This window comes from Microbulbifer sp. TYP-18 (genome assembly GCF_040932045.1).
In the GTDB taxonomy this organism is placed as follows: domain Bacteria; phylum Pseudomonadota; class Gammaproteobacteria; order Pseudomonadales; family Cellvibrionaceae; genus Microbulbifer.
Map to the genome: position 1 here is coordinate 188,702 of NZ_JBFRBC010000003.1, position 24,662 is coordinate 213,363.

The 24,662-nt window shown below is 58.6% G+C and carries 20 protein-coding genes; 16 read left to right on the plus strand and 4 right to left on the minus strand.

Annotated elements, in window-relative coordinates:
- Window positions 1–130: 130 nt before the first annotated feature.
- The 5 genes from ABVT36_RS05230 to ABVT36_RS05250 all read left to right on the plus strand — a co-directional run bounded on the left by ABVT36_RS05230 (window position 131) and on the right by ABVT36_RS05250 (window position 4,719).
- Window positions 131–769 carry a TIGR00730 family Rossman fold protein gene (locus tag ABVT36_RS05230; protein ID WP_368455592.1) on the plus strand — a complete coding sequence of 213 codons (639 nt, stop codon included), beginning with the start codon at window positions 131–133 and terminating at the stop codon, window positions 767–769.
- Between the two features lie 499 nt (window positions 770–1,268).
- Window positions 1,269–1,895: a TetR/AcrR family transcriptional regulator gene (locus ABVT36_RS05235; RefSeq protein ID WP_367148738.1), complete on the plus strand. Its 627-nt coding sequence runs from the start codon at window positions 1,269–1,271 to the stop codon at window positions 1,893–1,895.
- Between the two features lie 21 nt (window positions 1,896–1,916).
- A complete protein-coding gene (nagZ, locus tag ABVT36_RS05240; RefSeq protein ID WP_368455593.1) occupies window positions 1,917–2,948 on the plus strand; it encodes a beta-N-acetylhexosaminidase in 1,032 nt (343 codons plus the stop codon).
- A 161-nt stretch (window positions 2,949–3,109) separates the two neighbouring features.
- A complete protein-coding gene (locus ABVT36_RS05245; RefSeq protein ID WP_368455716.1) occupies window positions 3,110–4,198 on the plus strand; it encodes a mechanosensitive ion channel family protein in 1,089 nt (362 codons plus the stop codon).
- 302 nt (window positions 4,199–4,500) lie between these two features.
- On the plus strand, window positions 4,501–4,719 hold the full coding sequence (locus ABVT36_RS05250; protein ID WP_368455594.1) for a cold-shock protein: 219 nt from the start codon (window positions 4,501–4,503) through the stop codon (window positions 4,717–4,719).
- A 302-nt stretch (window positions 4,720–5,021) separates the two neighbouring features.
- On the opposite strand, the gene ABVT36_RS05255 is transcribed toward ABVT36_RS05250, so the two are convergent.
- The 3 genes from ABVT36_RS05255 to mfd are packed head-to-tail and all read right to left on the minus strand — an operon-like array spanning window position 5,022 to window position 10,727.
- Window positions 5,022–6,257, minus strand: a complete 1,236-nt coding sequence (locus ABVT36_RS05255; protein WP_367148735.1) for a DUF819 domain-containing protein — start codon at window positions 6,255–6,257, stop codon at window positions 5,022–5,024.
- Between the two features lie 35 nt (window positions 6,258–6,292).
- A complete protein-coding gene (locus ABVT36_RS05260) occupies window positions 6,293–7,216 on the minus strand; it encodes a CsiV family protein (protein ID WP_368455595.1) in 924 nt (307 codons plus the stop codon).
- Between the two features lie 4 nt (window positions 7,217–7,220).
- Window positions 7,221–10,727: a transcription-repair coupling factor gene (gene mfd / locus ABVT36_RS05265; protein WP_368455596.1), complete on the minus strand. Its 3,507-nt coding sequence runs from the start codon at window positions 10,725–10,727 to the stop codon at window positions 7,221–7,223.
- A gap of 310 nt (window positions 10,728–11,037) precedes the next feature.
- Between mfd and ABVT36_RS05270 the strand changes: the two genes are divergently transcribed.
- The 11 genes from ABVT36_RS05270 to ABVT36_RS05320 all read left to right on the plus strand — a co-directional run bounded on the left by ABVT36_RS05270 (window position 11,038) and on the right by ABVT36_RS05320 (window position 22,122).
- The gene (locus ABVT36_RS05270) at window positions 11,038–12,495 is read left to right on the plus strand and encodes a glyceraldehyde-3-phosphate dehydrogenase (RefSeq protein WP_368455597.1); all 1,458 of its coding nucleotides are present in this window, start codon (window positions 11,038–11,040) and stop codon (window positions 12,493–12,495) included.
- Between the two features lie 408 nt (window positions 12,496–12,903).
- Window positions 12,904–14,244 (plus strand): Na(+)-translocating NADH-quinone reductase subunit A, encoded by a 1,341-nt coding sequence (locus ABVT36_RS05275; protein ID WP_368455598.1) that lies wholly within the window; start codon window positions 12,904–12,906, stop codon window positions 14,242–14,244.
- Between the two features lie 2 nt (window positions 14,245–14,246).
- A complete protein-coding gene (locus ABVT36_RS05280) occupies window positions 14,247–15,470 on the plus strand; it encodes an NADH:ubiquinone reductase (Na(+)-transporting) subunit B (RefSeq protein ID WP_368455599.1) in 1,224 nt (407 codons plus the stop codon).
- Window positions 15,463–16,245 (plus strand): Na(+)-translocating NADH-quinone reductase subunit C, encoded by a 783-nt coding sequence (locus tag ABVT36_RS05285; RefSeq protein ID WP_367148729.1) that lies wholly within the window; start codon window positions 15,463–15,465, stop codon window positions 16,243–16,245. The genes ABVT36_RS05280 and ABVT36_RS05285 overlap by 8 nt, the downstream gene beginning before the upstream one ends.
- A gap of 2 nt (window positions 16,246–16,247) precedes the next feature.
- Complete coding sequence (locus ABVT36_RS05290; protein ID WP_367148728.1) at window positions 16,248–16,904, plus strand: NADH:ubiquinone reductase (Na(+)-transporting) subunit D; 657 nt, start codon at window positions 16,248–16,250, stop codon at window positions 16,902–16,904.
- A gap of 3 nt (window positions 16,905–16,907) precedes the next feature.
- The gene (gene nqrE / locus ABVT36_RS05295) at window positions 16,908–17,516 is read left to right on the plus strand and encodes an NADH:ubiquinone reductase (Na(+)-transporting) subunit E (RefSeq protein WP_368455600.1); all 609 of its coding nucleotides are present in this window, start codon (window positions 16,908–16,910) and stop codon (window positions 17,514–17,516) included.
- 16 nt (window positions 17,517–17,532) lie between these two features.
- Window positions 17,533–18,756 carry an NADH:ubiquinone reductase (Na(+)-transporting) subunit F gene (nqrF, locus tag ABVT36_RS05300; protein ID WP_368455601.1) on the plus strand — a complete coding sequence of 408 codons (1,224 nt, stop codon included), beginning with the start codon at window positions 17,533–17,535 and terminating at the stop codon, window positions 18,754–18,756.
- Window positions 18,757–18,833: 77 nt separating this feature from the next.
- Window positions 18,834–19,832 carry an FAD:protein FMN transferase gene (locus tag ABVT36_RS05305; RefSeq protein WP_368455602.1) on the plus strand — a complete coding sequence of 333 codons (999 nt, stop codon included), beginning with the start codon at window positions 18,834–18,836 and terminating at the stop codon, window positions 19,830–19,832.
- A 21-nt stretch (window positions 19,833–19,853) separates the two neighbouring features.
- Window positions 19,854–20,099 carry a (Na+)-NQR maturation NqrM gene (gene nqrM, locus ABVT36_RS05310; protein WP_368455603.1) on the plus strand — a complete coding sequence of 82 codons (246 nt, stop codon included), beginning with the start codon at window positions 19,854–19,856 and terminating at the stop codon, window positions 20,097–20,099.
- Between the two features lie 164 nt (window positions 20,100–20,263).
- On the plus strand, window positions 20,264–21,661 hold the full coding sequence (gene sthA / locus ABVT36_RS05315; RefSeq protein WP_368455604.1) for a Si-specific NAD(P)(+) transhydrogenase: 1,398 nt from the start codon (window positions 20,264–20,266) through the stop codon (window positions 21,659–21,661).
- Entirely contained in the window at window positions 21,658–22,122 is a 465-nt protein-coding gene (locus ABVT36_RS05320) for a thioesterase family protein (RefSeq protein ID WP_367148722.1), read from the plus strand. Before sthA ends, ABVT36_RS05320 begins: the two co-directional genes overlap by 4 nt.
- A gap of 242 nt (window positions 22,123–22,364) precedes the next feature.
- On the opposite strand, the gene ABVT36_RS05325 is transcribed toward ABVT36_RS05320, so the two are convergent.
- Window positions 22,365–24,569: an Ig-like domain-containing protein gene (locus ABVT36_RS05325; RefSeq protein ID WP_368455605.1), complete on the minus strand. Its 2,205-nt coding sequence runs from the start codon at window positions 24,567–24,569 to the stop codon at window positions 22,365–22,367.
- Window positions 24,570–24,662: the final 93 nt, after the last annotated feature.

A 24,662-nucleotide genomic window follows, 5' to 3' on the forward strand; every position in this document is an offset into this window, starting at 1 on the left:
GTTGCTGTGATTATATACAGATTTGCCTGCTGCGCAATGTTTGGCGCCCGACGGCTAACTGCTGCTAAAGTGGAACGGGACAGGTTGTAAAATTTGCGTTTAATTGCGCGACAAGAAAGGAACTATAACAATGCTTGATGCGAAAATGCCCGAAGCGTGGCGCGTTCTGCGCATCCAATCGGAACTGGTGGACGGGATCGAGCGGCTGATTGCCCTGAACGGCGCCGTGACCGTTTTCGGTGGGGCGAGATTTACCGAGGATAGTGCTGAGTACCAACAGGCTGTCAGGTTGGGAGAATTGCTGGCCGCGGAGGGAGTACCGGTGATTACCGGTGGTGGGCCGGGTTTGATGGAAGCGTGTAATCGCGGCGCTTACCCCCAGAAGGGCAAGTCTATCGGTTTGAATATTGAACTGCCGTTTGAACAGTTACCAAACCCCTATCAGGATATCAGCCTGAATTTTCGCTACTTTTTTGTACGTAAATTTATGTTTGTTAAACACGCCGTTGGCTTTGTCGGCATGCCCGGGGGTTATGGCACTCTGGACGAGCTGTTCGAAGCGTTGACCCTGGTACAGACGCAGAAGGTACGGCGCTTTCCGATTGTGCTGGTGGGTAAAAGTTATTGGTCGGGACTGCGGGACTGGCTGGTGGACACGGTGCTGGAGCGCCAGTGTATTGATGCCACTGACCTGGATCTGTTCAGAACTGTGGATACAGTGGATGAGGCCGCGGAGCTGATTCTCCATTATATCCGCGAGCGGGAATAGCAGTCCCCCACCAAGTGCCAGCGATCCATTGGCTAGCGGTGAAACGCAGCTGTGGGCGGAATTGGTCCGAAAATCTGCCGATCTTTTAGCGACAGCTCCAATTGGTTTGTGACCCCGGCGGATATTGCATGCTGCCATTTGCGTGCACGGTTTCAGGCCCGGTGATGGCAGGTTCTGGTAGTGCACCTGTCCAGCCTTCAGAGCCCCTGTTCCTGTCCTGTCTTCCTGTGTGGCTCTTTCTATCCCGACTGCCCCTAACAGCTTGTTGAAAAGACCCTCCCCGGCTTTCCTCAACCTTGGTTTGCAACGCAGGTCCGTAAGCCCTCCACGACAAATCAAGCAGTTACATACTTGATTTGCGACCCGAACATCCCTGTTCGGGACAGCGGGCTGCGGGTGTTGATATTACTGCCCGGCGCGGCTAGTGGCCACAGGGTGGGCGGGTTATGCTAATCTGCATCAGAACCGAACAACTGTTTTAATTGGTAGTTTGAATTTCATGAGCCAGCCGGACACCGTTACCCGAATTCTGGATGCGGCAGAAGTGTTGTTCGCCGAAAGAGGCTTTACCGAGACTTCTCTGCGCACCATTACCAGCACTGCGGGGGTAAACCTCGCGGCGGTCAATTATCATTTCGGTTCCAAAAAGGAATTGATTCAGGCGGTTTTCGAGCGGTTTCTCACGCCTTTCACCACAACCCTGGCGGATGAGCTGGACCGCCGCGCCGCACTGGAACAGCCGCTGCACCTGGAGGGACTGCTGGAGAGCCTCTACCGGGTCGGTCTGGGCAGCCTGGCCGCCGAGGGCCGCGACCCGCAGCGCTTTATGCGTCTGCTGGGACTTGCCTACACCCAGTATCAGGGGCATCTGCGCCGTTTTATCGTTTCCAGGTACGGTGACAGCTACCGGCGATTCGCCGGCCTGCTGGCCCGGGCGCTGCCGGAGCTGGATCCGGTGACTATCTACTGGCGGCTCTATTTCATGCTGGGTGCGACTATTTTCACACTGTCGAGCTTTGATGCCATCGAGGCTATTCTGAGGGAGGACTTTGGTGCTGAGAGCAGCCTGGGAGAGACACTGGAGCGGCTGGTGCCCTCCGCATCTGCGATGTTGCGCGCCGAGTAAAACCAACTGGGAGCCCTTTGTATGAGCGCAGTGATCGGGCCGGTGATGGCCGATATCGGTGGTACCTACCTGTTGCCGGAGGACCGGGAACTGCTGGCCAACCCACTGGTAGGAGGGCTCATATTCTTCGCCCGCAACTTCAGCGACCGGGAACAGTTGCAGCAGCTGGTGGGTGAGATCCGCGCTGAGCGGCCGGATATCCTGCTGGCCGTGGATCAGGAGGGGGGCAGGGTTCAGCGGTTTCGCGGTGACTTTACCCGTATTCCCTCCATGCAGCTGCTGAGCGCGCGTGCGGATCCCGATCAACTTAGGGACGCCGGCTGGCTGATGGCGTCGGAGCTGCTGGCGGTGGGGGTGGATTTCAGCTTTGCACCGGTACTGGACGCCGATGATCGACACTGCAAAATCGTCGGCGACCGCAGTTTTGCTGCGGATCCGGCCAAAGTTTCCGAGCGGGTGCGGCCCTTCATGGAAGGCATGCACCAGGCCGGCATGGCCACAACCGGCAAACACTTCCCCGGCCACGGCCATGTGCTGGAGGACAGCCACGAAGAACTGCCGCGGGACCAGCGGACGCTTGCACAGGTCATGGCTTCCGATGCACTGCCCTTTATCGAGTGTATTCGCGCGGGTGAGTTGGATGCGGTGATGCCCGCGCATATCCACTACGTGCAGGTGGACGACCGGCCGGTGGGCTTTTCCCCCTTCTGGCTGCAAAAAATCTTACGCACGAAGCTGGCCTTTAATGGGGTTATTTTCAGTGATGACCTGTCCATGGAGGGTGCCGGAATGGCGGGAACTTACGGGGACCGTATCCGGGCGGCGCTGACCGCCGGCTGTGACATGGGGTTGGTGTGCAATAGCCGCGTGGGTACACTGGAAGCACTGGCAGCGCTACGGAATTTCGTCCCCATCCCTGAATCGGGCGCACGCCTCGCGCGCATGCGCGCAAAAACAAAAATAGGCTCCTGGGAGGAGCTTGCCGAGAGCGACCGCTGGCGGCGGACCAAATCCTGGCTGGAATCAATTGATCCTCTGGCTGCCGGCGTTTAGTCGCGGGCCGGGCATAAGACCGGTGCGAGGGCGTACAGGTTGTTGTATGTGAATGCCAAAATTTTAAAGGCGGCAATCCAGTGAATTCAGAAATTACCCATTGAATTGTCGGATTAATAACAGTTGTTGATCGGGAGTAGGCAGTGGAATCGGCGCAGCAAATGATATTGTCCTGGATAGGGGACAATCGACTGTGGATAGTGGCAACCTTCATAATTGTGTTGGGGACCGCACTAGGGGCCTGGTTTTGTACCGGCTTCGTGCGGCGCCTGCATCGGCGTGCGGAGAAAACCGCTAATCCCTGGGACGACGCGCTGGTGGCGGCTCTCAATCCACCGGCAATGGTACTCATTTGGCTGCTGGGCCTGACCCTGGCGGCGGGGCGGGCCGGCAGTGCTACCGGGGCAGAAATATTCTCCCTGGTGGTGCCGGTGCGACAGATCGGACTAATCCTGGTGTTGACCTGGTTCGCATTGCGGTTTGCACGCAATGTGGAGGCCAATTTACGCAACCCCCAGTACATGAGCAAACCGATGGACGCGACCACTGTGCGCGCCATGGGCAAGCTGGTACGGGTCTCCATCCTGATTACCTCGGCCCTGGTGTTGATGCAGTACCTGGGTTACAGCATCAGCGGTGTGCTGGCATTTGGTGGTATCGGTGGGCTCGCAGTCGGATTTGCCGCGAAAGATTTGCTGGCCAACTTTTTTGGCGGCCTGATGGTTTACCTGGACCGGCCGTTTGCGGTGGGAGACTGGGTGCGCTCGCCGGACAAGGAGATCGAGGGGACGGTGGAGGATATCGGCTGGCGCCTCACCCGGATAAGGACTTTTGACAAGCGACCACTGTATATTCCGAACTCGGTATTCAACCAGATTGCGGTTGAAAATCCCTCCCGTATGTTGAATCGTCGAATTTTTGAAACCATCGGTGTCCGCTATGAAGATGCGGGGCAATTGTCAGCTATCGTTACCGATGTGAAGGCGATGTTACAGGAACACCCCGAAATAGACAGCAATCAGACGTTGATCGTCAACTTTAATTCCTTTGCGCCTTCATCGCTGGATTTTTTTATTTATTGTTTCACCAGGACCACCGAATGGGTGCGTTTCCACGAAATCAAGCAGGATATTCTGCTTACGGTACTGCGGATAATTGAAGGGCATGGCGCCTCCTGCGCTTTCCCAACCTCCACCGTGCATATCGCGGAAGTCCCCGAAGGGTTCGGGGAAACGATTGCGAAGGGGTGAGACGTAGTGCGAACGATCACTGTGTCGCGAAAAGCATATTTTGACAGTTTATGTGGGATTGACCCGCCCCCAGGGACAAATCATTGCGTATTTCCTTGGAAATGGCGAAATAATTTTATCGGCAAATCTGGACACTGGCATCGTTTTATCTAAGAATCAGACAGCCGCATCGAGACTGACTTGGTGGGCAGTATAAGTGCGGTGACGGGCTCGCTACCCGTGGCCGGAATTGGGGTGGCGTTTGCCCCTGTTTTCCGTAGGGGTATAGTGGTAAGCGCAATAAAAATAATGAGGTTGGCTCAATGAGTGATCGCGTTACGGGTACCGTCAAATGGTTCAACAATGCCCGGGGTTATGGTTTTATCACCCGGGGCGAAGGGGGTGGTGAGGATATTTTTGTACACTATCGCAGTATTCGCGGCGAGGGGTACAAAACTTTGAACGAGGGACAGATGGTGGAGTTCGAAATGCAGCAGGGGGATAAAGGCCTGCTGGCGGAAGACGTGGTTCCCTGCGAATAGCGGTTGCCCCTGCACATCTGACTGAATATTTCCCTTCCCCCCGACAGGGTCCGGCCGCTGCCCGAAATTTCTCGGAAAGCGGCTGAAATAATCTTGTCGCTAACCTGGCAGGTTGTTGAAAAAGCCCTTCCTGGCTTTCCACAACCCGGGTTTGCGGCGCATGTCCGCAAATCCTCCACGACAAATCAAGCAGTTACATGCTTGATTTGCGGCCCGAATATCCCTGTTCGGGACAGCAGGCGGCTGAAAAACACTTTTTCAACAGCCTGCTAGGGCCTGTGGCCCGCCTTTGCGCGTTCTCGCTACATAGCGCTTACCATACGCAACAACTGGCCGCAGAACCAGGCGGCGTAGGTTCCTAAGGCGTAGCCCAGCACCGCCAGCAATACGCCAACCGGCGCCAGCGAGGGGTGAAAGGCCGCCGCTACCACCGGGGCAGACGCGGCTCCGCCCACATTGGCCTGGCTGCCCACCGCCATAAAGAAGGTCGGGGCCTTGATCAGCTTGGCCACCAGCAACAGCAGTCCCGCGTGTACCGCCATCCAGATGGCGCCCAGTACGAACAGCTCGGGGCTGTCGCGCAGGGCAGTGATATCCATATGGGTGCCTATGGTGGCGACCAGAAAATAGATGAAGACTGAGCCCACTTTGGAAGCGCCGGCGCCCTCGAGTTTTTTCGCCGGAGAAAAGGCCATGGCGATACCCAGAGTAGTGGCGATGATGATCAGCCAGAAAAACTGGCTGGTAAAGCTGAAGCGGGCCAGTTGCGGTGCGTGGGTCTGGAACCAGGGGGCCAGCTGGTCGGCCCCGGCATGGGCGATGGCGGTAATTCCAAATCCCACTGCCGCGATCAGCATCAGGTCCGGTAGCGAGGGGTTGCGCGAGTGCTTTTTCTGCAATGCCTCGACTTTTTCGCGCAGGGAGGTGATGGCTGCAGTGTCGGCACCGCGGCGTTGATCGAGTTGCTTGGCGTTGCCGGCCATAATCAGCAGCATCGCCATCCAGATATTGGCGATAATCACATCGACCGCCACCATGGCTGAAAATATCTGATCGCCAACACCGAAGATTTCCTTCATAGCGGCCTGGTTGGCGCCGCCACCGATCCAGCTGCCGGCGACGGTGGTCATGCCCCGCCAGACGGCTTCCGGGCCGCTGGTACCGAGCATGTCCGGATCTATGCTGGCCATGATCAACAGGGCGATTGGCCCGCCGATGACGATGCCCAGGGTGCCGGTAAGAAACATAATCAGGGCTTTTGGACCCAGGTTGACGATGGCTTTCAGGTCAATACTCAGGGTCAGCAGAACCAGACTGGCCGGCAGCAGGTAGCGCGAGGCCACGTAATACAATTGGGACGACTCGGCGTCGATAATGTCGAAGGTGGTCAGCAGGGATGGAAGGAAATAACACAGCAGCAGGGCTGGCACGAAACGATAAAAGCGTTTCCAGAAGCGGTGCTCGCTACCGGCCGTGTAAAACACAAAACCGAGGATGGCGGCGAGCATGCCTAGAATAATGGCATCGTTAGTAATCATAAAAAGGACTTCGTTTTTTATTTTTGCAAGAGTGGTTATTCGGTGGCGGTGGTCGGCGCTTCGGGTGCTTCGACGGTGCGCACCTGAAGCAGTATGCCAAATTCGGGGTTGTCCAGATAGTGCAGTTCGCCGCTGCGCAGACGCCGTTCCTGACGGAGCTGAGTGACATGACGGGCAAAAACCGGAGTGGGAAAGTCGACCTCCGCGGGGTAGGCAGTTGCCAGTGCCCCACCAGCCTCCAGGCCGGTGTCCGCCGGTACCCGGGTCAGTCCCAGGGGCTCTGCCGTGGGTGGGGGCGGCGGCACGGGCTTGCTGGGCAGGGGTATGGCATCGACTTCCGGACCACTGGCGAATTCGCTGAACCACAGATTGGTGCTCAAGTGGAGGTAGCGCGCCACACTCAGGGTAATGCTGCCCTCCAGTTGGTGCAGGCCTCCCAGGCTGGTGCCGCCGGAAATCAGTATCGCCGGAGAATTCTGTTTGTTTTGCAGAACCTGTCGCCAGGCTTTGTGGAGAAGCACCCGGTAGCCATCCCGGTCCAGTGCGGCGGCCTTGTTGTCCAGCTGTGTCATGGCCGGCGTCAGCAGCGGAGTCCCCTCTTCGGTCAGGGTGCTGAAATCAATCCACTCGCGGGGATATTGCATCTGCGGCGCTGTCGGCCAGGTCTCGCGGGACTGGGCCATGCCGCTATCGCGGCTGAATGCGATCAACTCGATCTCGAAGGTGGTGCCTGCATAGCCGGCGGCCTGGCTGCCGGTACTCAGCAGCAGTAGCGACAGCGTCGCGCAAAGGCAAAGGGTGCGGGTCATGGCGATACCAGTCTCATCGTTATGGCTGTTGCGAAACCCGGGCGGGCTGGTGCCGGCCCCGGAAACAGGCGCGATTCTAGGCCCGGCACCTGTGCTTTTACGGCGATCACCAATCCGGTCACAGAGTCCCGGCCTGATTACCGCGCCCATAGTATCATTGTGCCAGTTGCTCCAACACTCCCGAAACCTCCTCCAGCCGCTGTTCGGCTCCACCCTCGTCGAGGGAAAAATTGAGCTGGTTGGCGCCGGCCAGTTGGTAGCGCCCCGGCTGGGTCTGCACCAGCTTGACCAGAGTCAGCGGGTCGACCCGGGTGTCCTCGGCGAATTCAATACGTCCGCGGGCCGCAGAGGCCTCGAGCTTGCGAATGCCCATGGTATTGGCCCGTAGCTTGATTTCGGTGGTGTGGAACAGGTGTTTTACGGGCTCCGGCAGCAGCCCAAAACGATCGATCATCTCCACCTGCAACTCTTTCAGGGCGGACCTGTCGGCCGCGTTGGCGATACGCTTGTACATGATCAGGCGGCCGTGGACATCCGGCAAATAGTCTTCCGGAATAAGCGCCGGTACCCGCAGATTGACCTCTATGGCGGGCGATTCCAGTGGCTGGTCGATATTGGGCGTGCGGCCCTCGCGTATGGCTTTGACCGCGTGATCCAGCATATCCATATAGAGATTGAAGCCCACGCTTTGAATCTGCCCGCTCTGCTCCTCACCCAGCAGTTCCCCCGCGCCGCGGATTTCCAGATCGTGGGTGGCCAGCGTGAAGCCGGCGCCCAGGTCCTGGGCCTCACTGATCGCCTCCAGGCGTTTGGTGGCGTCGGTGGTCATGACCTTTTGGTTGGGGGTCAGCAGGTAGGCGTAGGCCTGGTGATGGGAGCGGCCGACCCGGCCCCGCAGCTGGTGCAGCTGCGCCAGGCCAAACTTGTCGGCGCGCTCGATGACGATGGTGTTGGCACTGGGAACGTCGATTCCGGTTTCGATAATGGTGGTGCATACCAACAGGTTGAAGCGCTTGTGATAAAAATCGCTCATCACCTGTTCGAGTTCGCGCTCGCGCATCTGCCCGTGACCGATGGCGACCCGCGCCTCGGGAATCAGTTGCTGCAGCTCCTGCGCCGCGCGCTCGATACTTTTCACTTCGTTGTGCAGAAAATAGACCTGTCCACCGCGCAGTATTTCCCGCAGTACCGCCTCCTTGATCAGGCTTTCGTCCCGTTGCCGCACAAAGGTTTTTACCGACAGGCGCCGCGCCGGTGGCGTTGCAATAATAGACAGGTCGCGAATTCCGGCCATGGCCATATTCAGGGTGCGGGGAATCGGAGTCGCGGTGAGGGTGAGGATGTCCACTTCGGCGCGCAGGCTTTTCAGGCGCTCTTTCTGCCGTACACCAAAGCGGTGCTCTTCGTCGATGACCAGTAAACCCAGGTCCTTAAAATCCAGGTCGCTCTGCAGCAGCTTGTGGGTCCCCACCAGTATGTCCACCTTGCCGGACGCGACCCGCGCCTTGACGCTGTCCACCTCCTTGCTGGTGCGGAAGCGCGAAATCAATTCGATATTGATCGGCCAGTCGGCGAAGCGGTCTTGAAACGACTGAAAATGTTGTTGTGCGAGCAGGGTGGTGGGGACCAGCATCGCCGCCTGTTTGCCGGCGTGGGCGGCGACGAAGGTGGCCCGCATAGCCACTTCCGTTTTGCCAAAACCCACATCGCCGCAGACCAGCCGGTCCATGGGTCTGGATGACAGCATGTCTGCGACTACCGCCTCGATGGCCTGCTGCTGATCCGGAGTCTCCTCGAACGGAAAACCCGCGGCAAATTCCCGGTAGGACAGTCCCGGGTCGGCGAAGGCGTGGCCGACCCGCGCCTCCCGGCGGCCGTAAATGTCGAGCAGCTCGGCGGCGGTGTCGCGGACCTTTTCCGCCGCCTTGCGCTTGGCTTTCTGCCATTGCTCGCTGCCCAGCCGGTGCTGGGGGGCCAGGGTCTCGTCCGCGCCGGAATAGCGGCTGATCAGGTGCAGGCTGGCCACAGGTACGTAGAGCCTGGCCTGGTCGGCGTACTCCAGGGTGAGAAATTCGGCCGGCTGGCCGTCGATCTCCAGATGCTGCAGGCCGCGGTAACGTCCAACGCCGTGATCCACATGGACCACCGGCGCTCCGATTCTCAGCTCGGCGAGGTTTTTAACCGCATTGTCCACCTCGTCCTTGGCTTTGCGGCGGCGGCGTTGTTGCAGTACACGATCGCCAAACAGCTGGGGTTCGGCGATCAGGCTGATACTGGGGTCCAGCAGGCAGAGTCCCTGGTCCAGCGGTGCGACGGTGATACCAAAAGCGACATCGCCAGCGGTGAATTCCTCCCAACTGGGAAACTGGCCTGGCCGCAGCTGGATTCCCTGCAGCAATTCCAGCAGCGCCTCGCGGCGCCCACTGCTCTCCGCGCAAAACAGCACCCGCCCGCGGAATTCCTCCAGGTAGCGTGCGAGCGCGGCCAGTGGCTGATCCGATTTGCCACCCACCGGCAGTTCCGGCGGAGACAGGCTGCCAAAGTTGTGGTTGCCCACCGCCTGCGGCAGTTTTTGCTCGGAAAAAACAGCCCTGGGCAGGGCTTTAAGCGCCCGGTTGAGTTCGTCGATGTCGAGCAGAATCTGCTGAGGCGGCAAAATGGGGCGGGTCAGGTCACCGCGGCGGCTTTCATAGCGGCTGTCCACTTCGCGGCGGAAATTCTGCAGAGGCTGCTGAATATCCCCGTCCACAAACGCGATGCTGTTTTCCGGAAGGTAATCGAACAGGCTCGCACATTGATTGGGAAAAAAGAGCGGCAGATAGTACTCGATTCCGGCGGGCGCTATTCCCGCGCTGATATCCTTGTAAATGGGTACCTGGGCCGGGTCCGAGTCAAAAGCGTCGTGCCAGTTTTCCAGGAAGTCCGACAGGCCCCGCTTGTGCAACGGAAATTCCCGCGCCGGCAGCAGCTCCACCTGTTCTACCTTATCGATAGTGCGCTGGGATTCCGGATCGAAGGTCCGCAACGAGTCGATCTCGTTGTCAAACAGGTCGATCCGGTAGGGCAGGTTGCTGCCCATTGGAAAGATATCCATCAGGGCACCGCGCACGGCGAATTCGCCGTGTTCATAAACAGTGTCCACACAGTGGTAGCCCGCCTGCTCCAGCAGGCGGCGCTGTGTTCCCGGGTCGAAACTCTGACCGGTCCGCAGCATCAGCACATTGCCTGCTACATAGTCCTTCGGCGCCAGCCGGTGCGCCAGTGTGCTGGCCGATACAATTACTATACCGCTGCCCATCTGTGGCAGCCTGTACAGGGTGGAGAGGCGATCGGAAATAATGTCCTGGTGTGGGGAAAAGGTGTCGTAGGGCAGTATCTCCCAGTCCGGGAACTGAATGATCTCCAGCGGCCCTGTGCCCAACGCCGCGGCGCCCCGGTCCGGCCTCTCGTCATCTCGCCGGGGCTTGTTAAAAAACTTCAGCTGGGCCTCCAGGCGGTGCGCTCTGAGGCTGTCTGCAGCGATCAGCAGTGTGGGTGCGGCATTGCGCCGGGCCGCATTCAAAATCGCCAGCGCGGCGGCGGCACCGTGCAATTGGCCCCAGTACTGACGGTCGTTGGCTGAACGAAATCCGGGGGGCGACAAGGGGTTACATTCAACCATTTTTGGGTAAATTTCCGCGTATTTGTTCGGGGGAGGGGTGCGAGGGGCGCTATTGTAACGGCGAACGGCCGCGAGCGCAGGTGGCGGTGGAAAAATAGCGGCACCGATATCGCCCGCGGTTGTATTGGGCAGTGCTGCGGGGGGCTTTCCAGGGGGGCGCGGGTCGGTAGTTTTACTACAATTTGCGGGCGTTTTTTCCCCCGCTTGCGCCCCTTTGGGGGAATGCTGATAATGCGCAGCCACGCACTCGGGCCAGCCCCGAAAGGCGGAAATTTTCCTCCTATAAACCACCATGCAGAGGTGTCCGACTGTGACTCAGAAGCGACCCAAGCCCGCTGACTTCTTCAAGGATTGGAAAGAGCGCGAAGCGCTGGCCGAGACCATGATCCCGATGATCGGTAAGCTCAACCGCGAGCGCAATGTCGGCATCTATATGTACGGCCGCAATCTGGTCAACCGCTCGGTGTTGGACATCATGAAGTCGCACCGTTTCGTGCGGCAGGTGGAGGAGAATGAGCTGTCCGAATGGGAGACTTTTCCCGTGCTGGAGGCTATTTCCAAGATGGGTCTGGGGCCGGTACATATCGACCTTGGGACTCTGACCAACAAGTATATGCGGGATAATCGCGGACTGTCGGTCGACGACTTCGTGCGCGAGGAGCTGTCCGGGGCGGAAGGTGCCGGCAAGCCGATCCCCGAGGCCCGCGACGTGGTGATTTACGGCTTTGGCCGCATCGGTCGCCTGGTGGCGCGGCTGCTGGTGGAAAAGGCGGGCAGTGGTGACGTGTTGCGCTTGCGGGCCATAGTGTTGCGCAAGGGCAAGGCGGACAACGACCTGGTCAAGCGCGCCTCACTGCTGCGCCGGGATTCCGTGCACGGTGCCTTCAAGGGCACCATCCGCGTGGACGAGGACACCAGCACCCTGATCTGCAATGGCAACGAGATCAAGATTATCTATGCCAATTCCCCGGCGGAAGTGGATTACACCCAGTACGGCATCAAGGATGCGATAGTGGTGGACAGCACCGGAGTGTGGCGCGACGAGCAGGGGCTGGGGCGGCATCTGGAGTGCCCGGGGGCGTCCAAGGTGCTGCTGACCGCGCCCGGTAAGGGCGATATAAAGAATATCGTCTACGGCATCAACAACAATGACATTACCGAGGATGACAGGATACTGTCCGCGGCTTCCTGCACCACCAACGCCATTGTCCCGGTGCTGAAGGCGGTGATGGATGAGTTTGGTGTCGAACACGGTCACGTGGAAACGGTGCACGCCTATACCAACGATCAGAACCTGATCGACAATTATCACAAGGGCGAGCGCCGCGGTCGCGCCGCTGCACTGAATATGGTGCTGACCGAAACCGGGGCCGCCAAGGCGGTGGCCAAGGCGCTGCCGGCGCTGAAGGGCAAATTGACCGGCAACGCTATCCGGGTGCCGACTCCTAACGTCTCCATGGCCATACTGAATCTGCGCCTGGGGCGGGCGGCCAGCAAGGATGAGGTGAACGAGTATATCCGCAAGGTGGCGCTGCACTCGCCGCTGCGCCAGCAGATCGACTACACCAACTCCCCGGAAGTGGTGTCCTGCGATTTTGTCGGATCCCGCCGTGCCTGTGTGTACGACTCAATCGCCACCATAGTGGACGGCGACAATGCGGTACTCTACTGCTGGTATGACAATGAGTTTGGCTACAGCTGCCAGGTGGTGCGTTGCCTGGAGGACATGGCCGGCGTCCGCTACAAGCTGTTCCCGCTGCAGGACTGATCCGGCGACGGGCAAAGTGTGACTGTTGGGGTGGCCCTGGTCTCTCGTCGGCCCTGGCCAGCCCCGTGAACTGCGGCGGTGACTGCACCGCCGTTTCCCACCCCGGGCACAGCCCCAAGTGCCTGTTTTTACCCAGAAAAATTCCCTTGTCCGAGTCATTTTGGCCGCTTCCGCACTGGTAAAGATCCGGGCCGATCTTTATAATGCGCGCGATTTTAGCGGGGCCACCGTGCGCCGAGAAGTTCGCTTCCTCAAGGTCCGGTCAGTGGACCCAGCGGTTTAAGTCCTCAAAGAGCGAGAATTCCCGAATCTGGTTTTGTGCCTTCACGGTATACCCGGCCCCCGGATGTCGGCTGCGCCAAAGCCAGTTTCGCATGTTTTACAAACTAGAAACTTAGGCATAGGCGTATGAGAAAGATCCGTCGGGGATTGGATTTACCCATATCCGGCGCGCCCGAGCAGGTCATCCACGATGCCCCTGCGTCCAGGACTGTTGCCGTGCTCGGCCCCGATTACCACGGGATGAAGCCGACCATGGCAGTGGCCGAGGGGGATAGCGTCAAGCTCGGACAGCTGCTTTTTACCGATAAGAAGACCGAAGGTGTGCGCTACACAGCGCCTGCATCCGGCAAGGTGGTGGCGATCAACCGGGGTGCCCGCCGCGTACTGCAGTCGGTAGTGATTGAGGTGGACGGCGAGGCGGCGGAGGAGTTTAGCTCCTACTCCCCCAGTGAACTCAAGACCCTCACCGACGCACAGGTGCGGGACAACCTGGTTGAGTCCGGTCTCTGGGCCGCGCTGCGCACCCGCCCTTACAGCAAGGTACCGGCTACCGACGTAAAACCTTCGGCGGTATTTATCAACGCGATGGATACCAACCCACTGGCGGCGGACCCGGCGGTCATTATCCCGCAACACCGCGATGCCTTCGTATGGGGTGTGGAGGTTCTGTCCAGACTGGCGGATAAGACCTTTGTCTGCACCGCTCCCGATGCCGATATTCCAGTCCCTGACTCAGACCGCATCCGCCGCGAGACATTCGCCGGTCCTCACCCCGCCGGTCTGCCGGGTACCCATATTCACTTTCTGCACCCGGTGAAGCCAGGCCGCAGCGTGTTTACCATCGGCTATCAGGACGTCATCGCGGTGGGCAAGCTGTTCACTACCGGGCGCCTGTTCACCGATCGTGTGGTGGCTCTGGCAGGTCCGCAGGTGACCAGGCCGCGCCTGCTGCGCACCCGCCTGGGTGCCAGCCTGGCGGAACTGACTGCCGGAGAATTGAAGGAGGGGGACAACCGCCTGGTGTCCGGTTCCGTTTTTGGCGGTCGCACTGCCGCCGGACCACTGGGCTACCTGGGCCGTTACGACAACCAGGTGAGCGTTCTGGTTGAAGGCTACGAGCGCCCCTTCCTGCACTATCTGCGCGCCGGTAACAAGCGGTTCTCCATACTGCCGATCTACCTTTCGCGCCTGTTCAAGAACAAAAAGTTCGACTTCACCACCAGCACCAACGGTTCCGAGCGGGCCATGGTTCCCATTGGCACTTACGAGAAGGTCATGCCGCTGGATCTGCTGCCCACGCAACTGCTGCGCGCGCTGATTGTCGGTGACACTGCCACCGCCCAACAGCTGGGTGCGCTGGAACTGGATGAAGAAGACCTGGCGCTGTGCACATTTGTCTGCCCGGGCAAATATGAGTATGGCCCGATTTTGCGGGACAACCTGACCCGTATTGAGAAGGAGGGTTGAGAATGTTGCGCAAATTTCTGGATTCTCTCGAGCCGCACTTCCACAAAGGTGGCAAGTACGAAAAATTCTTTGCCTTGTACGAGGCCGTGGACACGGGACTGTTTCAGCCTGCCGAGCGCACCAAAACCACTGCCCATGTGCGCGATGGCATCGACCTCAAGCGCATTATGATTTCGGTCTGGGCCTGCGCCATGCTGGCGGCCTTCTTCGGCATGTGGAATGTGGGCTACCAGGCCAACACCATTATCGCCCAGTCCCTGCAGACGGGAGGTACCGCCGAGTTTGACGGCTGGCGCCACGCCATTATTGGCGCGCTGACCAGCTATAACCCGGCCAGCCTGTGGGACAATTTTGTCTACGGGGCCATGTTTTTCCTGCCCATCTATCTGGTGACTTTTGTTGTCGGTGGTATCTGGGAAGTTCTGTTCGCCGCTATCCGCGGTCACGAAGTCAACGAGGGCTTTTTCGTAACTTCGATCCTGTTTGCACTCACCTGTCCCCCGGACCTGCCGCTGTGGATGGTGGCCATGGGCATCAGCTTCGGTGTAGTGATCGGCAAGGAAGTCTTCGGTGGTACCGGCAAGAACTTCCTCAACCCGGCACTGACCGGCCGCGCCTTCCTGTATTTTGCCTATCCGGCCTCCATGTCCGGCGATACAATTTGGACCGCGGTGGACGGCTATACCGGGGCCACCGCCCTGTCTGTACTGGCCAGCGAGGGTGTACAGAATGGTGTCATCAATACCGCTAGTGGTCCCCTGACCTGGTGGGATGCCTTCTTCGGCAATATGCACGGCTCCATCGGTGAGACCTCCACCCTTGTGATTCTGATTGCCGGTGTCATCCTCATGAGCATGAAGATCGCCAGCTGGCGGATCGTAGCCGGCACCCTGCTGGGGATGATGGCCACCGCCACGCTGTTCAACTTCATCGGTTCCGACAGCAATCCCTTCTTCAGCGTGCCCTGGTATTGGCACTTGGTTGTGGGAGGCTTTGCGTTCGGCCTTATCTTTATGACCACCGACCCGGTATCCGCCGCCATGACCAATGTCAGCCGCTGGTATTACGGCATCCTGATCGGTGTCATGACGGTGCTGATCCGTGTGGTCAACCCGGCGTTTCCGGAAGGGATCATGCTGGCGATTCTGTTCGCCAACCTGTTCGCGCCATTGTTCGACCACTTTGTGGTGCAGTCTCATATAAAACGGAGGTTGGCACGTGGCTAATAAAGATTCCGTCAAAGGCACCCTCACTGTTGCGTTGATACTCTGTATCGTCTGCTCGGTATTCGTTTCCACCGCAGCGGTAGTACTGAAGCCGGCCCAGCAGGCCAATGCCGAACTGGATATGCGGCGCAACGTACTCATGGCCGCCGGCCTGCTCAAGGATTCCCATGCGGGCAGGGCAGAGGTCGAACAGGCTTTCGCCGACGTACAGGTCAAATATGTGGATCTGAACACCGGCAAGTTCACCGATGAGCCCCCCCCCGGTGGCAGCGGTCGCGCCGCGGCCAAGATTGCCTCCGCCAGCGAAAAGCTCACGCCCGAGCAGGACATCGCCAAGATAGTTCGGCGCGAGAATATCAAGGAAGTTTATGTGGTCGAGAAGGCGGGCAAATTGGAAAAAATCATCCTGCCCGTGCGCGGCTATGGCCTCTGGGGCCAGCTGTACGGTTTCCTGGCGCTGGACAGCGACCTGAACACCGTGGCCGGCCTGGGTTTCTATGAACACAAGGAAACCCCCGGACTGGGTGGCGAGGTCGACAATCCCAACTGGAAAGCCCTGTGGGTGGGCAAGAAGGTCTACGACCGCGCCGGCGACGTGGAGCTGAGCGTGATCAAGGGCAGTGTCGACCCCGACAGCCCCGGTGCGGAATACGAAGTGGACGGTTTGTCCGGCGCCACGCTGACCAGCAGGGGCGTCGACCACCTGATCCATTTTTGGCTGGGTAGCGAGGGTTACGGACCCTTCCTGAACAACCTCAGAGCGGGGGAGGCGTAAGCGTGAAAATCAAAGATATTCTCCTGGAGCCGATTTTTAACAACAACCCCATCGCCCTGCAGATTCTGGGTATCTGCTCCGCGCTGGCGGTGACCAGTTCCCTCAAGGTGACGCTGGTCATGTGTGTCGCGCTCACAGTGGTGGTGGCCTGTTCCAACGTGCTGGTGTCCCTGATCCGCAATCAGATTCCCAACAGTATTCGCATCATAGTGCAGATGACTGTGATCGCTTCCCTGGTGATTCTGGTGGATCAGGTGATCAAGGCAGTGGCTTACGATATTTCCAAGCAGTTGTCGGTCTTCGTCGGCCTGATCATCACCAACTGTATCGTCATGGGCCGCGCGGAAGCCTTCGCCATGAAGCACGGCCCCAAAGAGAGCTTCTTCGACGGCCTCGGCAATGGTCTTGGCTACAGCGTGATTCTGATCGGTCTGGCGGTGATCCGCGAGCTGTTCGGCGCCGGCAAGCTGTTGGGCGTGGAGATACTGCAGACCGTCAACAATGGCGGCTGGTATCTGCCCAATGGATTGCTGCTGTTGCCGCCCAGTGCCTTCTTCCTGATCGGCCTGTTTATCTGGGCCATCAGAGTCTGGAAACCCAGCCAGGTGGAGGAGCAGGAATTCAAGATAGCCCCCAATACCAATGCGCAGGAGGCCTGACGGATGGAACACTATATTTCTCTGGTTATCCGCGCTGTTTTCGTCGAAAACATGGCGCTGGCCTTTTTCCTCGGCATGTGCACTTTTCTCGCCGTGTCGAAAAAGATCGAGGCGGCTATTGGGCTGGGGGTGGCGGTCATCGTCGTCCTGACCCTCACGGTGCCGGTCAACAACCTGATCTACACCTATCTGCTGAAAGATGGCGCCCTGGCCTGGGCCGGCTATCCGGACGTGGACCTGAGTTTCCTGGGCCTGCTGTCCTATATCGGCGTTATCGCCGCACTGGTGCAGATCCTGGAAATGTTCCTGGATAAATATGTCCCCGCTCTGTACAACGCCCTGGGGGTTTTCCTGCCCCTGATCACGGTCAACTGCGCCATCATGGGGGCCTCCCTGTTTATGGTGGAGCGGGAATACAACTTTGGCGAGAGTGTCGCTTACGGTTTCGGCGCCGGTCTCGGCTGGGCGCTGGCGATTACCGCCCTGGCGGGCATCCGCGAAAAAATGAAGTACAGCGACGTGCCCGATGGCCTCAAGGGATTGGGTATTACCTTTATCACCGTGGGTCTGATGTCCCTGGGCTTCATGTCTTTCGGCGGCATCGATATATAAGCGGGGGTCTAATAGTATGAATATCGAAGTTATCCTCGGCGTAGCGATGTTTACCGTCATAGTGCTGGCACTGGTGGCGGTGATTCTGGTCGCCCGCTCGCGCCTGGTGAACACCGGGGACGTGCAGATACTGGTCAACGGAGAGAAAACCCTCACCGTGCCCGCCGGGGGCAAGCTGTTGCAGACACTGGCGGCCAACAATTTGTTTTTGGCCTCTGCCTGTGGCGGCGGTGGCAGCTGCGCCCAGTGTGTGTGTAAAGTGGTTGCCGGCGGCGGCGATATGCTGCCCACCGAAGCGGCGCACTTCACCCCCCGGGAAGCGAAGGAGGGCAAGCGTCTTTCCTGCCAGGTGGCGGTCAAGCAGAATATGGAAATCGAAGTGCCCGAAGAGGTGTTTGGTGTGAAGCAGTGGGAGTGCACTGTGGAATCCAACCCCAATGTGGCCACTTTTATTAAAGAGCTGACCCTGAAACTGCCGGAAGGCGAGAATGTGGACTTCCGCGCTGGCGGTTATGTGCAGCTGGAAGCGCCGCCGCACCATGTCAAATTCTCCGATTTTGAAATCGGCGAGGAGTATCGCGGGGACTGGGAGCATTTCGGCTTTTTCAATCTGGAATCCAAAGTCGACGAGCCGGTGGTGCGGGCCTATTCCATGGCCAACTACCCGGAAGAGAAGGGCGTGGTGAAATTCAATATCCGTATTGCCACGCCGCCACCGCGCACCGAGGGTGTGCCCCCGGGTCAGATGTCCTCCTATGTTTTCGGCCTCAAGCCCGGGGACAAGATCCGGGTCTATGGTCCCTTTGGTGAATTCTTCGCCAAGGAAACCGAAAACGAAATGGTGTTTATCGGCGGTGGTGCCGGAATGGCACCCATGCGCTCGCATATTTTCGATCAGCTCAAGCGGCTCAAATCCAAGCGCAAGATCAGCTTCTGGTACGGCGCCCGCTCCCTGCGCGAAATGTTTTACGAGGACGACTACAACGGCCTCCAGGACGAATGCGACAACTTCCAGTGGCATGTGGCGCTGTCCGATCCGCAGCCGGAGGACAACTGGAGCGGCTACACCGGGTTTATCCACAATGTGGTCTACGAGAATTATCTCAAGGACCACCCGGCGCCGGAGGACTGCGAATACTATATGTGCGGTCCCCCCATGATGAACGCCGCCGTCATCAATATGCTCAAGGACCTGGGTGTCGAGGACGACAATATATTGCTGGATGACTTCGGAGGTTGAGCGGAGTGCGTCATCTGTCAGGTGCAGTCAATCCGCCGATAACAACAAAAACAGGGTCCCTATTGCGGACCCTGTTTTTGCTTGGGTGGACTGCTGTCGCGGTCATTTTACTATCCGCCTGCTCCGGCAAGCGGGACTGGCAGCTCACCGGGCCCACCATGGGAACCCGCTACCATATCACCCTGGTGGCTGTGCCCGCGGAAGTGGATCGGGACAAGCTTCAACAGGCCGTCGACGCGGAGCTGCGCGCGGTCAATCAGGAAATGTCCACCTATATTCCGGATTCGGAATTGATGCGCTTCAACCGCTCCAAAGTCGGCCAGGCCATACCTGTGAGCGCGCCACTGGCGGATGTGGTCGCTCTGTCACTGGATCTCTACCGCCGCAGCGGGGGCGCTTTTGATATCACCGTCGGCCCGCTGGTCAATCTGTGGGGGTTTGGGCCGGAGCCGGAGCCGGAACAGATTCCCACCCCGGCCGAGATAGAGGCATTGCGCACTGTGATTGGTTCCGATGCCCTGCAACTGCAGAGGAATCCGGATCTCCTCACCCGCACCCGGGCGGTACAGCTGGACCTGTCCGCCATCGCCAAGGGCCACGGTGTCGACCGGGTAGCCGCTCTGTTGCGGCGCCGGGGAATCGAGAACTTTCTGGTCGAGATAGGCGGTGAGCTGCGCACCCGGGGCCACAACCCGGACGGACAAAGCTGGCGGGTTGGTATAGAGAGCCCAAATCCCAAGGGGAGGGTGGTGCAGGAGCCCATCAGAGTGAGCGGAAAATCCATTGCCACCAGCGGGGATTACCGCAACTACTACCAGCGCGACGGGGTGCGCTATGCCCACAGCATAGACCCCCGGACCGGCAGGCCACTGAAACACCGGCTGGCATCGGTGACCGTGATTGCCGACACCTGTGCCGAGGCCGATGGCCTCGCCACCGCCCTCAATGTGATGGGCGCCGAGGCGGGATTACAATTGGCAGAGCGGGAGGGTCTGGCAGTGTTCATGCTGGTAAAGACCGACGAGGGTTTTGAGGAGCGCTTTAGCAGCGCATTTGCACCCTATTTGGAAAGGTAGTGAGTTGGAGAGGTAGCTGGAATGACAATCTATATTTTTGCCTTTGTCGTCATGGTGCTGGTGGTAACCGGTATGGCCCTGGGGGCGATTCTGCAGAACAAGCCCCTCAAGGGCTCCTGTGGGGGGCTGAATAATATTGGCATGAAACAGGATTGCGCGATTTGCGGTGGCGATGACGACGAGTGTCGCAAAGAGCAGCAGCGGCGCCAGAAGGCCGCCCCCGGTGCAGAGCTGGCTTACGATGCAACCAAGGGTGCTTCTGATTGATTGGAAGCGTGCCGACACCGAATTTAGCAAGGATGCCCTGACAGGCTATTGAACAATTAGAGCTGAGCCTTGGGGCAGCCGGCTTGTCGCCGGGCCGGTTAGCGGTTCTGGCGACTGTAGCTGGGCACCGCAACCGATTGAATCGTTTTACATAGAGTTTGTTGATGGCAGAATTAAAATTCGACCTGGTAGTGATTGGTTCCGGCCCCGCGGGGGAGGCGGCGGCCATGAGCGCGGCCAAAAAGGGCATGCGTGTGGCCGTGGTCGAAAAGCGCCCGGCGGTGGGGGGCAACTGCACCCACAAGGGCACCATTCCCTCCAAAGCACTGCGCCACTCGGTAAAGCAGCTGATGCGCTACAACACCCAGCCGGTATTTCGCGCCCTGGGCGAGCCGCGCCGCCTGACTTTTCCGCAGGTGATGGAAACCGTCAACAAGGTGATCTCCTATCAGGTGGAGATGCACACCAGCTGCTATGCGCGCAACCGGGTTGAACTGATCACTGGCGCGGCTCATTTTCGCGATGCCAATACAGTGGAAGTGTCCCTGCCCGATGGCGCCACTGAAGTGATCACCGCGGGCCGATTCGTCATCGCCACCGGTTCCAGGCCCTATCGCCCGGCGGATGTGGATTTTTGCCACAGCAGGGTCTACGACAGCGACACCATTTTGGAGATGCAGCACACCCCCCACTCCATGATGATTTATGGTGCCGGTGTGATCGGCTGTGAGTACGCCTCCATTTTCGCCGCCCTGGGTGTCAAGGTGGACCTTATCAACACTCGTGGCAGCCTGCTGGAATTTCTCGACGATGAAATTTCCGATGCCCTCAGCTATCACCTGCGGGACATGGGGGTAACCGTGCGGCACCGGGAGGAGTATGCCCGGGTGCTGCCCGGCGACGACGGGGTGGTTATGGAGATGGAGTCCGGCAAACGCATTCACGCGGATGCGCTGCTCTGGTGCAACGGCCGCACCGGCAACACCAGCTCCCTGGGCCTGGAAAATGTTGGCCTGGAGGCCAATCACCGGGGCCAGTTGAGCGTCGACGAGCACTACTGCACCAAGATCGACAGTATCTATGCGGTGGGGGATGTGATCGGCTGGCCCAGTCTCGCCAGCGCCTCCTACGACCAGGGTCGCGCGGTCGCCGCCGCGATTGCGGGTCGCGGCCACCGCGTGGTGGAAGATGCGCCCACGGGAATCTATACCCTGCCGGAAATTTCCTCCGTGGGGCAGACGGAATCCGAACTGACCGCCGCCAAGGTGCCCTATGAGGTGGGGCGCGCACTGTTCAAGCACACGGCGCGGGCGCAGATTTCCGGTGAGCGGGTGGGTATGCTCAAACTGCTGTTCCATATTGAAACCCACGAAATTCTCGGCATTCACTGCTTTGGTGCCGAGGCCGCGGAAATCGTGCATATCGGCCAAGCCATCATGAAACAGCCTGCGCCCCACAATGTGATAGACTATTTCGTCAATACCACTTTTAACTATCCCACCATGGCTGAAGCCTACCGCAGTGCGGCGCTGGACGGACTGAACCGGGTGATGCGCCTGTGAGCGAGCCGTCTCCCAGTGAGTTTCGGGATCTGGTCAAGGGCTTCTTCGACCAGATTCCCTTCAATCGGGAGATAGGGCTCGAAATGCAGGAGCTGGACCTGGACCAGCTCACCATCTCCGCATCTTTTGCCCAGCGTCCGCAACTGATCGGCAATATCTGGAAGAATATCCTGCACGGTGGCGTGATCGCCACCGCTCTCGATACCGTCGGTGGGCTCACCGCCATGGTCGCCGCCTACCAGCGCCTGGGGGACATCAGTTGGAAAGAGAAAGCCGAGCGGCTGTCCAAACTGGGTACCGTCGATATGCGTGTCGACTATCTGAAACCCGGCAAGGGGGAGCAGTTTATCTGCAACGGAGCCATACTGCGCACCGGTAACAAGCTGGTGGTGGCGCGTATGGAATTGAGCAACGACTCCGACCAGCTGATTGCCACCGGAACCGCAACCTATCTTTACTAAGGCCTGTTCACACTAACTGAGATAGTCCTGCTGCCGACTCTTTTTTGATTATTTCGCCGGCGGAATGTGATTGCCACAGGGAAAAACCCAAGGAGCCCGGGATACCGGGCTCCAACTTAACAACTATTTTTTCAGCGTGGCTATTATCAGGCCGGCAACTGCACAAGTTGCCGGCTCGATAAATCCCAGAGCCGGGTTTTGGAAGCTAACGGCTCCTGTCAGCCACCTCTGAGCATCCAGATTCAGTACACATAGACAGCGCCAGAATTTCTAGCAGTACTATTGTCCGGATCACCACCGATTCCGGTGGCACTGCTGTCTTCATACGGTGCCCCCACCGCCAGTGTATTGCCGTCATCACTTAAACTGACTCTACCAAATGCTTCCAGTTGTTTCGTATTGCTGGGCTTGACGTAGGCCTTTTGGAACCAGCTGCCCGCACTGCGAGTAAAAATATAGGTGGCGCCGGTCCTAAAGCCATCCCCACCAGTCACAAATTCTTGGTCGCCATTGATTCCGGTGGCAGCGCTGGATTCATTGCGTGCGCCTACAGCCAGGGTGTTGCCATCCGCATTTAAACTGACAGTCCAACCGAACTCGTCGCCCCCATTGGTATCGTCGGCTTTTACATAAGCCTGCTGCTGCCAGCCGGTACCAGTTCGACTAAACACATAGACGGCACCGGCGTCATCGGCATCATTATTATCCCCGTCGCCTGCGATTCCCCCAGTACTGGTTTCCGTAGTACTGCTATCCTCTTGCCTTGCACCAACGGCCAGGGTATTCCCATCCGCGCTGAGGCTGACGGCTGCACCAAATCCGTCACCTTGACCGGTGTTGCTGGCTTTTATATAGGCGTCCTGTGTCCACGCAGCATTTGCATCGCGACTAAACATATAGACGGCACCGGCACCCGAGACAGAATTATCGAGTTGGTCACCATCGATCGCGGTGGCACTGCTGTCTTCTCTGAATGCCCCCACGGCCAGGGTATTGCCGTCACCACTTAAACTGACGGCCGCACCAAATAGGTCCCCAAAACCCGTATTGCTGGCCTTGATATAGGCATCTTTTTTCCAGGTGCCGTTTTCCTGAACAAACACATATACGGCTCCAGAGTCATTGAGGTCGGTATTGTACGGGTCCTGGTTGTCGACCCCGGTGGCATTGTTGGATTCACCTTGTGCCCCTACCGCCAGGGTACTGCTATCGGCACTCAGGCTCACAGACCTTCCAAAGCCCATATACTCCTCCGTATTACTGGGCTTGATATAGGCCTGTTGGTCCCAGCCATCTTCATCGCGGGTAAAGGTATAGACGGCACCAACTAAGAGATAGTCATTGTTGCTCTGGCCATCACTGTTGACGCCAGTGACGCTGCTCTCTTCGTTTGGTGCCCCCACTGCCAGGGTATTGCCATCGGCACTCAGGCTCACAGAAGTACCAAACCGATCGTTTGCATCGGTATTACTGGCCTTGATATAGGCTTCCCAGGTCCAGCCACCCGCACTGCGACTAAAGATATACACAGCTCCGGATTCCACAGCACTATTATCGCTCTGCCCCTGATCGATCTGCCCCTGATCTATCCCGGTGAAGTTGCTGTCCTCAAAAGGTGCCCCCACCGCCAGGGTGTTACCGTCGGCACTCAGGCTCACAGACGAGCCAAACTGATCGTCACGCTCGGTCTCGGTATTAGTGGCCTTGAAGTAACCGATACTGTCCACCAGGGTGTCACTCACCGAGAGGATACCCGAGTCGCTACACACTTCCCGAGCGCCCTGGCCCGCACAGGCTCGCAGCATATATTGCGCATTGGCGCGGGCATAGAGAGGCACTTCCAGTGTCAGGGTCTCGGTACCCTGTACGACCTCTTCGCCAACCGGGCTAAAGCCGGAAATACCATCGGGGTTTTCCATAAGCCGATAACGGCTGGCGCCGGCCACATCGGTCCAGCCAAACACAAAACGCTTGACGGCCTCAAAACCCAGGGTGACATCCTGCACCTGTTCCAGGGGTACAGTGACCATCACAGTATTGCTGGCAATGTCTCCCTGGGTGGCGCTAACCGCCGCTTTGCCCGCACTCACCGCTGTGACGTTACCCTGGCTGTCCACACTGGCAATGGCGGTAGCATCGCTGCTCCAGTCCACATCGTCGGTGATATCGGCGGTGCTGTTGTCGCTGTAGCTGCCCTGGGCGGTAAACTGTTGGCTGTCTCCCTTTGCCAGAGTTATATTGCCTGTGGTGTCTTGTGATGGGGATATCTGAATCGATACTAGTGTCGGTTCCTCAGGCTCGGGCGTGGGCGTGGGCGTGGGCGTGGGCGTGGGCGTGGGCGTGGGCGTAGTATCGGAGCCATTCGAACCGCCGGAGCCACCACAGCCGGAGAGAATTACACTCAGTAAAATGGCCATGGAGGCCAAAAGAAAATTCCTGATTGGCATACTTTGTCCTTTTGCGCCGATGTCGGGTAGCGCACTGTTCAATTATTGATAGTTCGGAAAGTTCGAAGTTATTGTTTATGGAAAAACCCTGAT

Excerpts from the sequence above, each read along its gene's own strand:
- ABVT36_RS05230 (WP_368455592.1), top strand. The coding sequence starts at position 131 with ATGCTTGATGCGAAAATGCCCGAAGCGTGGCGCGTTCTGCGCATCCAA.
- ABVT36_RS05235 (WP_367148738.1), top strand. The coding sequence starts at position 1,269 with ATGAGCCAGCCGGACACCGTTACCCGAATTCTGGATGCGGCAGAAGTG.
- nagZ (WP_368455593.1), top strand. The coding sequence starts at position 1,917 with ATGAGCGCAGTGATCGGGCCGGTGATGGCCGATATCGGTGGTACCTAC.
- ABVT36_RS05245 (WP_368455716.1), top strand. The coding sequence starts at position 3,110 with ATGATATTGTCCTGGATAGGGGACAATCGACTGTGGATAGTGGCAACC.
- ABVT36_RS05250 (WP_368455594.1), top strand. The coding sequence starts at position 4,501 with ATGAGTGATCGCGTTACGGGTACCGTCAAATGGTTCAACAATGCCCGG.
- ABVT36_RS05255 (WP_367148735.1), bottom strand. The coding sequence starts at position 6,257 with ATGATTACTAACGATGCCATTATTCTAGGCATGCTCGCCGCCATCCTC.
- ABVT36_RS05260 (WP_368455595.1), bottom strand. The coding sequence starts at position 7,216 with ATGGGCGCGGTAATCAGGCCGGGACTCTGTGACCGGATTGGTGATCGC.
- mfd (WP_368455596.1), bottom strand. The coding sequence starts at position 10,727 with ATGGTTGAATGTAACCCCTTGTCGCCCCCCGGATTTCGTTCAGCCAAC.
- ABVT36_RS05275 (WP_368455598.1), top strand. The coding sequence starts at position 12,904 with ATGAGAAAGATCCGTCGGGGATTGGATTTACCCATATCCGGCGCGCCC.
- ABVT36_RS05280 (WP_368455599.1), top strand. The coding sequence starts at position 14,247 with ATGTTGCGCAAATTTCTGGATTCTCTCGAGCCGCACTTCCACAAAGGT.
- nqrE (WP_368455600.1), top strand. The coding sequence starts at position 16,908 with ATGGAACACTATATTTCTCTGGTTATCCGCGCTGTTTTCGTCGAAAAC.
- nqrF (WP_368455601.1), top strand. The coding sequence starts at position 17,533 with ATGAATATCGAAGTTATCCTCGGCGTAGCGATGTTTACCGTCATAGTG.
- nqrM (WP_368455603.1), top strand. The coding sequence starts at position 19,854 with ATGACAATCTATATTTTTGCCTTTGTCGTCATGGTGCTGGTGGTAACC.
- sthA (WP_368455604.1), top strand. The coding sequence starts at position 20,264 with ATGGCAGAATTAAAATTCGACCTGGTAGTGATTGGTTCCGGCCCCGCG.
- ABVT36_RS05325 (WP_368455605.1), bottom strand. The coding sequence starts at position 24,569 with ATGCCAATCAGGAATTTTCTTTTGGCCTCCATGGCCATTTTACTGAGT.